Raw genomic sequence first — 15269 nt, forward strand, 5'->3', positions numbered from 1 at the left:
CCATGTCGTCCATGGCCCCCTCGGCGGAGCCATTGTCACGGCGGTGGCTGTTCGGCGCCTCTGTCGTAGCGTTTCTTCTCGCGTTTCTCCAAACCCCCGGCCGGCTCGCCGCTGACACCAAGTACGACCTGACCCAGAATCCGATCGGCTTCCTGGAACGGGCCGCGCATCAGTGGAGCAGCCAGGCCCCCATGGGTCAGGTGCAGAACCAGGCCTACGGCTACTTCTTTCCACACGGCGCGTTCTTCGCGCTCGGCGACATCCTGAGTGTCCCGCCGTGGATCACCCAGCGGGTCTGGTGGGCGCTGCTGCTCGTCGCCGGGTTCTGGGGCATCGTTCGTCTCGCCGAGTCACTCGGTGTCGGCAGCCGCTCGTCCCGAATCATCGCCGGGGTCGCGTTCGCGTTCTCCCCCCGTGTCCTCACCACCCTCGGTTCGATCTCGTCGGAAACCCTGCCGATGATGCTGGCGCCGTGGGTCCTTCTGCCCGTGGTCGTCGCCCTCTCCCACGTGAGTGGCAAAGCGTCCCGGGACACGCGATGGCACTCACCTGCACGGTTGGCGGCCCAGTCGGCGCTCGCCGTCGCGTTGATGGGCGCGGTGAACGCCGTCGCGACCGTGGCCGCGTGCCTCGTCGCAGCCCTGTGGTGGATCTCGCACCGGCCCAACCGTCGGTGGTGGGTGTTCACCGCGTGGTGGTTCCCGTTCCTGGCACTGGCCACGTTGTGGTGGATCGTGCCGCTGCTGCTGCTCGGCAAGGTGAGCCCGCCGTTCCTCGACTACATCGAGTCGTCCGGGGTGACCACGCAGTGGACGTCGCTCGCCGAAATCCTCCGCGGCACCGACAGCTGGACGCCGTTCGTCTCCCCCGAGCGCATCGCAGGCGCGGTCCTCGTCACCCAGCCCGCCGCGGTCGCGGCGACCGGCCTGATCGCCGCCGCCGGGCTCGCCGGACTGTGCATGCGGTCGATGCCGGCCCGCGGTCGCCTCACCCTGATCCTGTTCGTCGGTGTCGCCGGACTCGCGGCCGGGTACATCGGCGAACTGGGCTCCCCGTTCGCCGAGCAGGTGCGACTGTTCCTCGACTCCACCGGGGCGCCCCTCCGGAACGTGCACAAACTCGAGCCGCTCGTCCGACTGCCACTCGTGCTCGGGCTGGCGCACCTACTGGCGAAGGTGCCGCTGCCCGGGTCCGTGCCGGTGGCCCGGTGGCGCAGCGCGTTCGCGCACCCCGAGCGCGAACCGATGGTCGCGGTGACGAGCCTGGTGCTGGTCGCCCTCACTCTGGCGACGTCGCTGGCGTGGACGGGCAAGCTCGCACCGCGGGGCACGTATTCCGAGGTCCCCGGCTACTGGCAGCAGGCCGCCTCGTGGCTGGAGGACAACGCCGGGGGCACGAGCCCCGACGGTTCCGATGCGGAGCGGGCTCTCGTGGTGCCTGGTGCACCGTTCGGCAGTCAACTCTGGGGTCTCACTCGCGACGAGCCGATGCAGGCGCTGGCGTCCACGCCGTGGGCGTCCCGCGACGCCGTACCGCTCACCCCGCCCGGCACCATCCGCGCGATGGACTCGATCCAGCGGCTGATCACGGACGGCCGCCCCTCGGACGGCATGGCGCAGACCCTGCTCGGCCAGGGCATCCACTACCTCGTCCTCCGCAACGACCTCGACCCCGAGACGTCGCGGTCGACGCGCCCGCTGCTCGCGCACCAGGCCGTCACCGGCTCGCCCGGATTCACCCAGGTCGCGGAATTCGGTGAGGACATCGGCCCCGGCGACGTCGAAGGTCTGGTGATCGACAGCGACCTGCGGCCCCGATACCCGGCGATCGAGATCTTCGAGGTGTCGATGCCGGACGGTTCGCCGACGACGAGCGGGCCGTACACTGCGAACCTCGACGGCGTCCCCCGGGTGCAGGGCGGTCCGGAATCGCTGCAACGCCTGCGGGAGAACGGCGTCCTGCCCGGAGCCGGACCGGTACTACTGGCCGCGGACGCGAAGCGCGCCGGACTGCCGGTCGACGACGTCACCGTCACGGACACGCCCCGGAACCGGGAAACCGACTACGGCCAGGTCGACAACCACAGTTCGGCACTGCGCACGCCGGACGACGCGCGCCGCACGTTCAATCTCGTCCCCGACTATCCGGTGGCGGACACCCCGCTGGTGGAGGGGCAGTGGGAGGGCGCGACGTTGAGCGTGTCGAGTGCGGCGTCCGACGCCACGCAACTCGGCGGCACCTCCCCCGCCAGCAGCGCCGCCGCGACCGTCGACGGCGACCCGGCGACGGGCTGGTTCAGCAACGGCATCGAGCGGGCGCTGGGCCAGTGGCTCCAGATCGACTTCGACACCCCGCTCACCAGTTCGCTGCTGCACATCACGACGAGCCCGGCCGCGATCGGCGCCCCCGTCCGCTGGATGGAGGTATCGACTCCCAACGGCAGCACGGCCGTGAAGGTGGACGCCCCGGGCAAACCGATCGCCGTGTCCGTCCCCGGCGGCGTCACCCCGTGGGTGCGGATCACCGCGACCCGCACCGAGAATGGTTCCGCGGGAACGCAGTTCGGCATCAGCGAGGTGTCGGTCGAGGACTTCTCCCAGCGTGACGCCCCGGTCACCGTGCCGATCCGGTACCGGACCGTGTTGCCTCCCACCCCCGAGGGCGCGTCCGTCTCGGGTTGGGATCTCAGCCAGGAACTTCCCGGCCGCAACTCGTGCGCCGATTCCCCGGACCGCGTGCGGTGCAGCAACGCCTTCGTCCTGCCGCCCGAGGAGGTCGGCACGTTCGAGAGGACGTTGTCGGTGCCCGAACCCACGGCGGTCACACCGCGGCTCACCCTGCGGGCACGGCACGGCGCGCCGCTGGAGGAGCTTCTCACCAATAGGGATTCGCCGTCCGCTCATGGAACAAGCAACATCACCGACCTTCGTGGGTCGGCGTTCGCCGCCACCGACAACGATCCGCGCACCAGCTGGTCGGCGAAACAGGACACCACCAGCGGCAAGGGCGCGAAACCGACTCTCACGATCGACCTTCCCGAACCCACGCTCGTCACCGGCCTGCAACTGACCCCCAGCCTGGGTGCCGTGCCCGCCGCCCCCGACCGGGTCGCCGTCGACCTCGGGAACGGACCGCAGGTGCGCGACGTGGACGAGGACGACGGGACCGTCACGGTCGAACCCCGGGTGACCGACCGGATCGTGCTCAGCCTCGTGTCCTGGAAGAGCACCCTCGATCAGAACGCGCTGGGTTTCGCGCAGCTGCAGCCGGCCGGACTCGCCGAGGTCGGGGTGCTGGGCGAGGACGGCGTCCTGCTGCCCGGTTCGGGTCCGGCCGACGATGCCGGCGCCCGCCCGGTGACGGTTCCCTGCGAGGAGGGGCCGGTCGTGACGGTCGGCGGGCAGCCGGTTCGCACGAGCGTCACGGCAACTGTCGGGCAATTGCTCTCCGGTGACCCGGTTCCTGCGACCCTCTGTGACACCGCCGGCCCCGTTCCGCTGGGAGCCGGATCCCAGGACGTGACCGTCGACCCCGGGTCGGCGTTCTTCGTCGACAGTCTCCGCCTCGACGCCGGACCGCAGGCCCAGGCCGTTCCGACCGAGCAGGTGTCGACCACCGCGTGGACGGAGAACCACCGGGAACTCACGGTGCCGCGCTCGGACGCCGAGCGCGTCATCGTCGTCCCCGAGAGCACCAACGTCGGCTGGGTGGCCACCGCACCGGACGGCAGCGAACTGACACCGATCGTCGTGGACGGCTGGCAGCAGGGGTGGATCCTGCCCGCGGGAACCGAGGGGACGGTGACCCTCGACTTCCCCACCGACCACTGGTACCGCCTGGGGATCTTCGGCGGCCTGCTGCTGCTGATTCCTCTGATCGCCGCAGCGTTGTGGCCGCGCCGCGCACGCGAGCGCGATCCCGGCCCGGCACCCCGGACCTGGGGCAGCGCGACGGTCGGGTGGCTGGGAATCCTTGCTGCCGCCACGGTGATCGGGGGCCCAGTCGGCGCGGCGACCACGGTCGTGGTGACGCTGCTGGCCGTGGCCCTCGTCCGCCTACGCGGGGCCGCCGTTACCGCGCGCGTGCTGGTGGGGGTTGCCGGAGCGTCGACGATGCTCGGCATGGCGATGCTCTCCACCGGCCCGTGGCGGGCGCCCGGCGGTTACGTGGGGCACTCGTTCCTCGTTCAGTTCCCGCTGCTGTTGGCGCTCGTCGCCACCGGGTTGGCGGTTCTGCCGCTCGGACGGTCGGCGCTCCTGGCGCGCGCCTCCCAGCGCTTGACGGCGCGGCGGGCCGGTTCCTCCACCAACGCGTAACTGGCCGACGCGACTGCGATGCTCATCACGGTCGTGAGGAACAGGATGTAGACGAAGTGGCCGGTGAACGGAACGAGCCCGAATACCGGAAAGACGATCGACAGCACCGCGAGGTGCCAGATGAAGATGCCGTACGACCAGCGGCCCACGGCGAGAGCGAGCGGACTCGCGAGGTAGCGGTGGGTGGACGTGTCGGACAGCACCAGCGGGGCCATCAGCGCGAAGCTGATGACGGCGCCGAGCGCCATCTTGACGGCGTATTGCCACGGTTCGGGACGCACCAGCCCCTCCGGACCGGCGAGGTCGGTCGCCGTGAGGGCGAATGCCACAGCGGCGACGAGAAACACCCGGACGCGATGATGTGCCCAGCGGTGCATCCGCCCGGGCGGACTCACCGCCAGTTCGGCCAGCAACATCCCCGCTCCGAACCAGGGCAGGTACCCCGGCAGCCAGTTGTCGTGATGGATGCCGCCCGGCGTCGACACCGGCACGAATGCCCACGTCAGGCTCACCGCGATCAGCGCGAGAATCGCCGGAACACGCAGCCGCGCAGCCGGACCCCGCAGCCCGACCAGCGCGAACGCCAGCAACGGAAGCACCAGGTAGAAGGCCACCTCCACCGACAGACTCCACATCTGGGTCAGACCGTCGGTGAGCGTGAGGGGCACGAACACCTGCACGAGTCCGAGATTCGCCCACCACGTGCGGTAACTCGCGTTCGCGGTGGGCAGGAACGTCAACACCACCGCCACGGCGACCCAGTACGCGGGCAGGATGCGCGTCGCCCGCGAGATCCAGTACCGGACGATTCCCTGGGCGGGGCCCATCCCTCGCGCCGCGCCGGCATGGCTGCGCCACAACAAGAATCCGGACAGCGCGAAGAAGACCGCCACCGCCAGATCGAATCGTCCCCAGATCCGGCCGAGGACGGGCACGTGCGTGGCACCGGTCTGGAACGCGACGTGCGTCACGAGCACCCCCAGCGCCGCGAGACCGCGCATTCCCTCGAGTGCGGGAATGAAACTGCGCGGGATTGCGGTCGTGCGCGTGGTGGCCGAGGTGCTCATCACCAACAGTGTGCCTGGTTCCGGGGCTGTGACGGAAAACTCCGTCCGAGTCACTTCGATGGCGAACGGCCGATGCGTTTACTATCCGATGGGGCAAATGCGCGTTCGAGACTGTTAGTGTTTTGCCTCACGTGGTGTCGATGTGGGCTCCATGCGATCCGTGCAGCCGTGCTGCCGGTGGGGGAATCTCAATCGACAGAATTGGGTTAGGAGAGAAAGCATGGCGGAGCGCTCAGGGCCGAGCCGGATACTTGCTTGCATTCTGGTGGGCCTCGGTGCCTTCCTCTTGGCCGTCGCAATCCTCATTCCGACCTATGGGATGAGCAAGTTGGCAAAAACGCCTTTGGATCTCGAGGCGACCACGATTGCCAAGGCAAACGGCAGTGTGCTCAACTCGCAGGCACTTCTTGCAGGCAAGGCCGAAGTCAACACGAATGTTCCGTTGGTGTCGCAGCGCTTCGTCACGTCCGAGGATCCTGCGGACGCCGACGTGGTCACCATCCAGAATGGTCAGACGCTCCGGCGCACCGACAAGCAGGGCGACACCGGATTGCTCACCGCGTTCGTGGACCGTGTCACCGTCGACCGCAAGACGGCTATGCCGACGAACGATCCGGTGGGCACGATCCAGACACAAGCGAACCAGCCGGCCGAGGAAGTTCCGCGTGACGGACTTCAGTACCGGTTCCCGTTCAACTCGGAGAAGAAGGCCTACCCGTTCTTCGACGTGACTGCGCGCACCACTAACGACATCAACTTCGTCGAGGAGACGGAGATCAACGGTCTGAAGGTCTACCACTACAACCAGACCATCGAACCCGTCGATCTCTCGAAGGTCGCCAACCTCCCCACCAACAAGCTGACTCTTCCCGCCGACACCTGGGGTGTTCCCGGCGGCACTCTGCCCGTCACCATGACGCGCTGGTACACCAACGTGCGCGACGTGTGGATCGAGCCCCAGACCGGTGTGGCCATCAAGGGTCAGGAGCAGGTTCACCAGTACTACGCCCGGAACAAGGACAAGCCTGAGATCGACGTATTGAAGGCAACCCTGCCGTTCGACGAAGAGACCATCGAGAGCCAGGCCGAACAGGCCCGGGACGGCATTGACCAGCTCAGCCTGATCGGCCGGACCATTCCGATCATCGCAGGCATCCTCGGTGTCATCGCCCTGATCGCAGGAATCGTCCTGGGTCTGCGCGGCGGCAAGGGCAGGCAGCCCGCGCACACCGCCGGCGACGACTACCCGCCGAGCGACGGTGGCCGCCACGTCGACCTGGACAAGTCGGAGGCTCCCACCGAGCAGCACGACTGGACCACGGACAAGACGGAAGAGATTCCCGTGCAAGATCCGCGCCGGTACGACGAGCGATAGAGCAGTACAGCCGGACGCCACGTAGTCCGGTCGCGAAGGGGACCTCGGTAGTGCACCGAGGTCCCCTTCGTCGTGCCGGGGGTGGCCTGTGCACAGCGTCGCCCGATGTCGCCGGCGGCTCGTCGGGTTGAACGGATGTCACATCGGGCGCGGGGCATCGCGCCGCGCGCTGCGCACGGCGAGGACGCCGGCGACCAGTGCCGTGCTCGACGCGACCGTCACGGCGACGGCGATGAACTGCCCGATCGTGGACGCGAGGGTCAGCATGACGGTCATCTCGACGGCAAGACCGATCCAGGCGATCACGGCGAGGTGCGTCCGCTCCCCCGCGATGGCGGACAGCAGGGCGCCCTGCAGGACGGCCAGGCAGGCACCGTGGAGCGCGAACAGCCACAGCAGCGACTGGACGGGCTGGTACGCGTCGCCGACGAGGAGCGGGACGAGGGGGGCGGCCACCGCGACGCCCGCGACGAGTACCGCACCGAGTCCGACGAGGACGGCGAGCGCCGACCGGATCGCCTGCGCGGAGTGCGCGGGATTCGCCATCCGCGGGTAGAGCACCACCCCGACGGCCTGCGGGAGCCAGAATGCGGCCTTGGTCGCGACGGCGCCCAGTGCGTACAGGCCGGCGTCGTCGTTGCTGAGCACGATCCGGGCGATCACGAGGTCCATCGACGACAACGCGATCAGCGCCAACTGCACCTGCGACGCCTTCAGCACGGCCGCGACGCCGATCCGGGTGCTCGACTCCCCGGTGATCCCCGAATCGGCGAACAGTCGCGCGCACAGCGCTACCAGTCCGGTGCCCACCGCACTGGCGGCGAGCGCGAGCCCCGGCCCGGCGCCGACGGCCAGCACCACGACCGCGGGAACGACCTTCGCGACACCCGCTGCCGCGAGAACGACGCTGAGCGGACCGAACCGCGCCGAGCCCTGCAGCAGTCCCTGCTCGGTGGCGAGCAGGACGAGGACGGGCGCCGTGACGAGCGCCGAGAACGTGGCGAGCATGCCGGTGTCGAGCGCCCACGACACGAGGGGGGCGAGCAGCATCGCCGCGACCGCGACGATCACCGCGCAGCGGTATCCCAGCAGCCGGACCGCGTGAGCTCCCTTACCCCGGACCACCTCGCGGGCGACGACGGTCTGCAGTGCGAGAGCGGGGACGGCGAGGACGAGCTGGGCTGCCAGCAGACTCGCGAACTCCCCGTAGCCCGCCGGTCCGAGCCAGCGGCTCGCCGGCAGATGCAGCAGGTAGGACGCGATGTTCGCGATCATCGAGCCCGCCGTCACCATCGTCACCCCGGCGACCGCCGAGCTGGTGAGGGTCTGGCGTGGCATGCGCCCCATGATGCACTACGTGCCGTGCGAGCCGGGTCGATGCACCACGTATCGTGACGGCCCATGACCGCCCGGCGCCGAGCACCGTTCGTCGTGCCGGGTTACAGCCTCCTTCTGGCGTTGCTGATCCTCGGGCCGCTGCTCGGGCCGGGCTATCTGCTGTTGCGGGACGCGGTCAGCACTCCCCGCTCGTATCTGACGGATTCGGCGCTCGGTCTCACGGATGCCGCCGCGCGGGCCGTGCCGCAGGACGCTCTGCTTGCGACGCTGAGCGTCGTCGTCGACGGCGGCCTGGTGGTGAAGGCGATCCTGTTGCTCGCGCTGTGGGCGGCCGGCTGGGGCGCGGCCCGGATGGTCCGCGCCGTGCTGCCGACGGCGGGGCTCGGACCGCGGCTCGTGGCCGCGACGGTGACGGTGTGGAATCCGTACGTCGCCGAGCGACTGCTGCAGGGGCACTGGAGCCTGCTGACGGGGTACGCGGCGCTGCCGTGGACGGTGTGCGCAGCGGTGGCGATTCGACGGGGTCACGGCCGGGGGTGGTTCGCCCTCGCGACCTGTCTCGCGGCGGCCGGGCTGACCCCCACCGGGGTGTTGCTCGCCGCGGTGACGGCGGTGGCCGTCCTCGCACTGCCCGGCGGACGATCGGCCGCGTGGCTCCGGGTAACCGGCGCGCTGGGCCTGTTCGTCGCCGCGAGCGCGCCGTGGCTGGTGGCCACGGCCTTCGCCGGAGGCGGCGGGGACGGCTCCGATCCCACCGGGGTCGCGGCCTTCGCGGCGCGCGCCGAACCGGGGCTGGCGACTCTCGGCAGTCTCGCCGGCCTCGGCGGCGTGTGGAACGAGACCGCCGTCCCGGATACCCGGACCACACTGTTCGCCCTCGTAGGAACGGTCCTGCTGCTCGGCGTCGTGCTGTGCGGACTCCCGGCGCTGTGGCGGCGGCGACGGCATCCCGTGGTGGCCGCACTGACCGCACTCGCACTGGTGGCGGTGCTGCTGCCCGCACTCGGCGCGACCGCGTGGGGACTCGACGTCGGCCGGTGGATGGTGCAGAACGTCCCCGGCGCGGGGTTGCTCCGGGACGCGCAGAAATGGGTGGCGCTCGCGGCGCCGCTGTATGCGCTCGCCGCCGCGGCCGCGGTGCTGCGACGCCCCGGCACGTGGTCCGTCTCGGCCGTCCTGGTCGTGCTGCTCGCCCTCCCCGACCTCGCGTGGGGCGTCGGGGGCGCGCTGCGCCCGGTCCACTATCCGCCGTCGTGGCATCAGGTAGCCGCCGAGGTGGCGCGCGACGCGCACAGCGGGGACGTCGCCGTGCTTCCCACCGGCATGTTCCGCAAGTTCTCCTACAGCGGTGCCGCTCCCGTTCTGGACCCCGCCCCGAGGATGCTGCCGGAGGACGTCCTGCAGACGGGCGAGCTGGTGGTGGCCGGTGGCACGGTGGAGGGCGAGGGGTCCCGGGCGCAGCAGGTGGAACGGGTGCTGCTCACCGGCGGTTCCGCCGCCGATCTCGCGTCGCTGGGCGTCCGGTGGGTCCTGGTCGAGCGCGACACGCCCGGACCGCGCGGCGAATCCGCGACCACCCTGGCCGGTCTGGAGCGACAGTTCTCGGACGAGCATCTGGAGCTGTACCGCGTCGGCGGCGACGTCGCGCGGCACGAGGCGTCCGACCGGGCGCGCGCGACGGTGATCGCGGCCCACGTGCTGTGGGCGCTGCTGCTGGCCGGCGGTCTACTCGGCGCGGGCGTGCTCGAGGCCCAGACGCGCCAGCGCCGGCGACACCAGCCCTGACGTCCGCAGGCCGGCGGCCGTGCCCGCCAGCACCTCGTGGACGCCGTTCCCGGTGTGCTTCCAGGAGAACTCACCCGCGCGGACCCGCGCCTTCTCACCGAGGACCATGCGCGTCTCGGGGTCGAGCAGGAGGGCGTTGACGGCCGCGGTCAGTTCGCCGACGTCGGCCGTCGCCGCTTCCGCGCTGCCGACCAGGACACCGGTGACACCGTCGACGATCGAATCCGTCAGCCCCTTGGAGCTGCGGTAGCCGACGGTCGGGACCCCGTGCTGGGCGGCCTCGATGACGGCCAGACCCCAGCCCTCCTTGCGGGACGGCATCACGTGCACCCAGGACTGCGACAGCAACTGGTGCTTGCGGGTTTCGTCGACGTGCCCGTGGAACGTGACGGCGTCGCCGATGCCCAGTTCGTGTGCGCGGTCGCGGAGATTCTGCTCCCACCAGCCGCCACCGATGACGTCGAGGTGCACGTCGGCGATCGTGGGGCGCAGCGCCGCGACGGCTTCGAGGGCGTCCTCGATCTGCTTGTGCGGCACCAGCCGGGACAGGACGCACACGCTGGGATGCGCGGTCCGGGTGTCGGCGCCGCCGACGTCCACGCCGAGAGGGATGTCGTCGGCGCCGTTGCGCACCACCGCGATCCGTTCGCGCTCGACGCCGAGTTCGACGAGTTCGTCGGCAGACGGCAGCGACACGGTGAGGTACTGGTCGTCCCGATGGGTGCGCGGCGACAACCGGGATTCCACCCACCAGCCGATCTTGCCCATCAATCGGCCCGCTACGGGCCACTGCTCGCGGTGGCAGTGATGCACGAGCAGCGTCACGGGTGCACCGGCGACGACGCGGGAGAAGAACGGGATACCGTTCTGGGTGTCGATGACGGCGTCGGGCCGGATCCCTCGTAGCGGTCCGAACCCGAGCCGGCCCGCCGCGATCGCGGCGAGGGCGCGGGGGTAGACACTGTACCGTCCGCCCGCCCGGCTGATCTCGATGCCGTCGACGGTCTCCTTCTTGGCGGCGCCGCGGTAACCGGCGGTGCGGAGGGTGACCTTGATTCCCCGCGCCGCGAGCTGGGCGCCGACCTCCTCGAGGTACCGCTCACTGCCGCCACCCTGCGGGTGACCGGTGTCGCGCCAGCAGAGCAGCAGAACCTCTCGCACGTTCATATACTCCTGTGGTCGGTGCGGTACATGTGGTCTCGGGGCGGGACGTTCCGCGCTGTAGTCCCCGAACACCCTATCGGTCGCGTTCCACCGGATGTTGCAGCCACCGCGAACGGATTGCGGCCCCGGCGGCGGCACTCGCTAAGGTTCAGTCTCGTGACGACGCCTCCCGTGACCCGGCGATTCGGTCGACGGGCAACCCTGAAGCGGTCGTTCGGCCTGCTCAGCGACTTCCGGCACGAACAGACCGCACCCGACCTGTTCTACGGCGCCCTCGCCCGCGACTCCGTCGAACTGATCGGCGACCTGTACGGCGGTCTCACCGAATCGGATCTCACCGGGACGACGGTCCTGGACGTCGGCGGCGGCCCCGGTTACTTCGCGGACGTGTTCCAGCAGGCCGGCGCCCGGTACGTCCCGGTGGAGCCGGATCCGTCGGAGATGCATGCCGCGGGTCTCGCCGTGGGCGGCGCGGTGCGCGGGTCGGGGTTGGCGCTGCCGTTCCGGACGTCGTCGGTGGACATCTGCTTCTCCTCCAATGTCGCCGAGCACGTCAGCGAACCGTGGGCAATGGCGGACGAGATGGTCCGGGTGACGAAACCCGGCGGCCTGATCGTGCTGTCCTACACGTTGTGGTGGGGCCCGTTCGGCGGCCACGAGACCGGGCCGTGGCATGCACTGGGCGGTGAGTACGCCGCTCGCCGCTACCTGCGCAAGAACGGCCGCGAACCCAAGAACCGGTACGGCGTCTCCCTGTTCAAAGTGGGTGCGGCCGACGGGCTTCGGTGGGCCCGCCGCGCCCCGGACGCGGACTTCCTCGCGGCGTTCCCCCGCTACCACCCGCGCTGGGCGTGGTGGATGGTGCGAATCCCCGGACTGCGGGAGTTCCTGGTGAGCAACCTCGTTCTCGTGATGCGGAAGCACTGACCGTGGTCGCGCTGGCTCTCGACATCGGCGGCACCAAGATGGCCGCCGGGATCGTCGACGCGGACAGCACCGTGCCGCATCCGGCCACCACCCCGACACCGGCGACCGGCGTCGCCGACGCGTGCGCCGCCCTGCTGCGGGAGGTCGCGGGAGCGGCAACGATCACGTCGGTCGGTATCGCGTGCGCGGGACCGGTCGACACGGTCGCCGGCACCGCGTCACCCATCAACATCGACGAGTGGTCGGGCGGCTTCGGCCTGGTCGGCTTGGTGCAGGAACTTTTTCCCGGCGTCCCCGCGAGGCTGGCGATGGACGGCGCCGCCGCCGCTCTCGGTGAGCATCACCACGGTGCCGGGCGCGGTGTCCCCGACCTACTGAGCCTGGTCGTATCCACCGGCATCGGCGGCGGAGTGGTCCTCGGCGGCCGCATCGCCACCGGCCGGACCGGCAACGCGGGACACATCGGTCACCTGGTGGTCCCCGGCGGAACCGAGCCGTGCACGTGCGGCGGGACCGGGTGCCTGGAGACGGTGGCGAGCGGACCGTCGTCCGTGCGCTGGGCCCGCTCCCGGGGATGGCGCGGGACGACGGGCGTCGAATTGGCGAGGGCCGCCGCGGACGGGGACGACGTCGCCGTGGCCGCCCTCGACCGCGCCGGGACCGCACTCGGGCAGGCCATCGCGTCCGCCGCAGCCCTCCTCGACGTCGAGCTCGCGGTGATCGGTGGCGGATTCGCGCAGGCAGGACCGCCGCTGTGGGACCCGATGCGCAGGGCCGCCGCCCGCCACGCCCGGTTGTCCTTCGTCGCGAATCTGCGGGTGGTCCCGGCGGAACTCGGCGCCTCCGGAACCCTCGTCGGGGCGGGAATGCTGGCCGTCGACGAGGGCTGACGCAGCGGGATCTCCTCACCTGTTCCGAAATTCTGTAACGTGTTCTAGTGTTCAGGGTCACACCACGTTCAGGAGAGGAGGTGACCGTGAGCACGAGCACCGCCCGATCCGCCGACGACTCCGATCACTCGTCCGAAGTCGCCCGGCCCACTGACTCCCGTCGCGATCCGGAGGTACTGCGAGACGCGCTGCAACGCTGGCTCGCCGCCCAATTGCCCGCCGACGCCGCACCCGAGGTCACGCACGTCCACCTCCCCGACGCCAACGGCATGTCGAGCGAGACCATCCTGTTCGACGCCACCTGGTCCGGCGAGGTTCACCCACTGGTCGCGCGGGTCGCGCCGGCCGACACGACGATGCCTGTCTTCCCGGAGTACGACCTCGACGGGCAGTTCCAGGTGATGGCGCAGGTCCGGGAGCACTCCGCCGTCCCGGTCCCGGTCGTCTACTGGTCCGAATCCGATCCCGGTCCGCTGGGCGCCCCGTTCTTCGTCATGGCCCGCGTCTCCGGGCAGGTCCCGCCGGACGTGATGCCCTACAACTTCGGGTCGTGGGTGACGGAGGCGACCGAGGAGCAGCGCGCGCTGTTGCAGCACAGTGCGGTGAATGTGCTTGCGCTGCTGCACGACATCGACCGGCCGTGGGAGCGGTTCGCGTCCCTGCAACTGCCCGGCTCGGGTCCCACCGTCACCGAGGCGCTCGCCGCGCACATCCGGCAGCAACGCGACTACTACGAGTGGACGACGCTGTCCGGTCCCCGGTCCCCGCTGATCGAACGCGGCTTCGCGTGGATGGAGGCGAACCTCCCGGACGACCCCTCCCCCGCCGTCTTCTGCTGGGGCGACGCCCGCATCGGCAACATGATGTTCGAGGACTTCCGGCCCGTGGCCGTACTCGACTGGGAGATGGCCGCACTCGGACCCCGCGAACTCGACCTGGGCTGGATGACGTACCTGCACCGGTTCTTCGAGGACATCGCCGCGGCCGCCGGACTGGACGGGATGCCCGACTTCCTGCGACTCGACGACCTCGCCGCGCTGTACGAGGAATTGACGGGTCACACGCCCCGCGATCTCGAGTACTACACCGCCTACGCGGCACTGCGGCAGGCCACCATCATGCTGCGGATCCAGGAGCGCGCCATCCACTTCGGACAGGCCGTCGCTCCGGAGGATCCGGACGACATGATCATGCACCGCGCGTCGCTGGAGGCGATGCTCGACGGCACGTACTGGGAGAAGATCCGATGACCGCCGACTATGCGGGAAATCCGCTGTCCCCGATGGACGACTACCCCATCCATCAGGTGGCCGAACCCATCCGGCGCGTCGCCACGTCCGACCGCAACTTCTACGACCGCTACTACTTCAACTGCTACCCCTCGGCCGAGTCCGACCTCTTCCTCATCATCGGTCTCGGCCAGTACCCCAACCTCGGCGTGACGGACGCGTTCGCGGTGCTCCGCCGCGGCGACGACCACATCGTCGTCCGCGGGTCCGCGGCCCTGGGTCACGACCGCTCCGACAGCACCGTCGGACCGTTCCGCGTCGAGGTCCTCGAGGGTCTGCAACGCTTGCGCGTCGTGCTCGAGCCCGGCGACTACGACCTCACCTTCGACCTCACCTTCGACGGCGCGATCCCCGCGACGCTGGAGCCCCGCCACTTCCGCAGGCAACTCGAGCGCGTCACCTTCGATACGAGCCGATTCGTCCAGACCGGCACCTGGGCAGGCGAACTCACGATCGACGGGCAGAGCCGCCCCGTCACCCCCGACACCTGGCGCGGCAACCGCGACCGGTCGTGGGGGGTGCGCCCCGTCGGCGAGTCCGAGCCGCCCGGACGGCGCGCGGTCGACGGGATCCAGAACTTCTTCTGGATCTACTCGGTGATGCAGTTCGAGGACTACTCCGTCTCAGTCGTCCTGCAGGAGGACGAACTCGGCAGGCGCATCGTCGAGGAAGCCGTCCGCATCTGGCCGGACGCCGACCGCGAACCCGAATGGCTGGGCCGACCCGAACACGAGCTGAAGTTCGAACCGGGGACACGGGACGTCACGTCGGCGTCGCTGAGTTTCCACCGCCCGACCGGCGAGGTCGTCACCGTCACCTGCGACCTGCTGGTTCCCAATTACATCGGTATCGGCACGGGGTACGGCCTCGAAGCCGATTGGCGTCACGGCATGTGGCAGGGCGAACTCATGGTGCAGGGACTGCGCAAACGAGCGTCCGAAATCGAACCGGGACTCCGGATGTTCTGCCCCGTCGACAATCTCACCCGCTTCCGGCTAGAGGACGGCGGCGAGACCGTCGTCGGGACCGGGCTGTTCGAGGTCGCGGCGATCGGCCCACACGCACGGTACGGATTCGACAGTTTCACCGACACCGCCTCCTGACCGGGGGAACGACAC

The 15269-nt window shown here is 70.1% G+C and carries 9 protein-coding genes and 1 pseudogene; 7 read left to right on the plus strand and 3 right to left on the minus strand.

Annotated features, from left to right (window positions below; all coding sequences use genetic code 11):
- Window positions 1-2 precede the first annotated feature (2 nt).
- On the plus strand, window positions 3-4316 hold the full coding sequence (locus GO592_RS46295; protein ID WP_039952181.1) for an alpha-(1->3)-arabinofuranosyltransferase: 4314 nt from the start codon (window positions 3-5) through the stop codon (window positions 4314-4316).
- A 71-nt stretch (window positions 4317-4387) separates the two neighbouring features.
- On the opposite strand, the pseudogene GO592_RS23675 reads toward GO592_RS46295, so the two are convergent.
- Window positions 4388-5383 (minus strand): annotated as a pseudogene (locus GO592_RS23675) (acyltransferase family protein); the annotation flags it as partial.
- A 220-nt stretch (window positions 5384-5603) separates the two neighbouring features.
- Between GO592_RS23675 and GO592_RS23680 the strand changes: the two are divergent.
- Entirely contained in the window at window positions 5604-6758 is a 1155-nt protein-coding gene (locus tag GO592_RS23680; protein WP_037204336.1) for a DUF3068 domain-containing protein, read from the plus strand.
- Window positions 6759-6896: 138 nt separating this feature from the next.
- Here GO592_RS23680 and GO592_RS23685 read toward each other — a convergent pair whose 3' ends face one another.
- Window positions 6897-8096, minus strand: coding sequence for a hypothetical protein (locus GO592_RS23685; protein ID WP_007299195.1), 1200 nt, complete (start codon window positions 8094-8096; stop codon window positions 6897-6899).
- Between the two features lie 63 nt (window positions 8097-8159).
- Here GO592_RS23685 and GO592_RS23690 point away from each other — a divergent pair, with 63 nt between their 5' ends.
- On the plus strand, window positions 8160-9881 hold the full coding sequence (locus GO592_RS23690) for a hypothetical protein (protein ID WP_007299196.1): 1722 nt from the start codon (window positions 8160-8162) through the stop codon (window positions 9879-9881).
- Here GO592_RS23690 and GO592_RS23695 read toward each other — a convergent pair.
- Window positions 9822-11042: a glycosyltransferase family 4 protein gene (locus GO592_RS23695; RefSeq protein WP_039952205.1), complete on the minus strand. Its 1221-nt coding sequence runs from the start codon at window positions 11040-11042 to the stop codon at window positions 9822-9824. The genes GO592_RS23690 and GO592_RS23695 overlap by 60 nt on opposite strands.
- Before the next feature lie 174 nt (window positions 11043-11216).
- On the opposite strand from GO592_RS23695, the gene GO592_RS23700 reads away from it, so the two are divergent.
- The 4 genes from GO592_RS23700 to GO592_RS23715 all read left to right on the plus strand — a co-directional run bounded on the left by GO592_RS23700 (window position 11217) and on the right by GO592_RS23715 (window position 15254).
- Window positions 11217-11972, plus strand: a complete 756-nt coding sequence (locus GO592_RS23700; RefSeq protein ID WP_005566981.1) for a class I SAM-dependent methyltransferase — start codon at window positions 11217-11219, stop codon at window positions 11970-11972.
- A gap of 2 nt (window positions 11973-11974) precedes the next feature.
- Window positions 11975-12862, plus strand: a complete 888-nt coding sequence (locus GO592_RS23705; protein WP_007299198.1) for an ROK family protein — start codon at window positions 11975-11977, stop codon at window positions 12860-12862.
- Between the two features lie 80 nt (window positions 12863-12942).
- The gene (locus tag GO592_RS23710; protein WP_007299199.1) at window positions 12943-14112 is read left to right on the plus strand and encodes a phosphotransferase family protein; all 1170 of its coding nucleotides are present in this window, start codon (window positions 12943-12945) and stop codon (window positions 14110-14112) included.
- Entirely contained in the window at window positions 14109-15254 is a 1146-nt protein-coding gene (locus GO592_RS23715) for a hypothetical protein (protein ID WP_007299200.1), read from the plus strand. The genes GO592_RS23710 and GO592_RS23715 overlap by 4 nt, the downstream gene beginning before the upstream one ends.
- Window positions 15255-15269: the final 15 nt, after the last annotated feature.

The organism is Rhodococcus sp. 21391 (assembly GCF_016772255.1).
In the GTDB taxonomy this organism is placed as follows: domain Bacteria; phylum Actinomycetota; class Actinomycetes; order Mycobacteriales; family Mycobacteriaceae; genus Rhodococcus_F; species Rhodococcus_F opacus.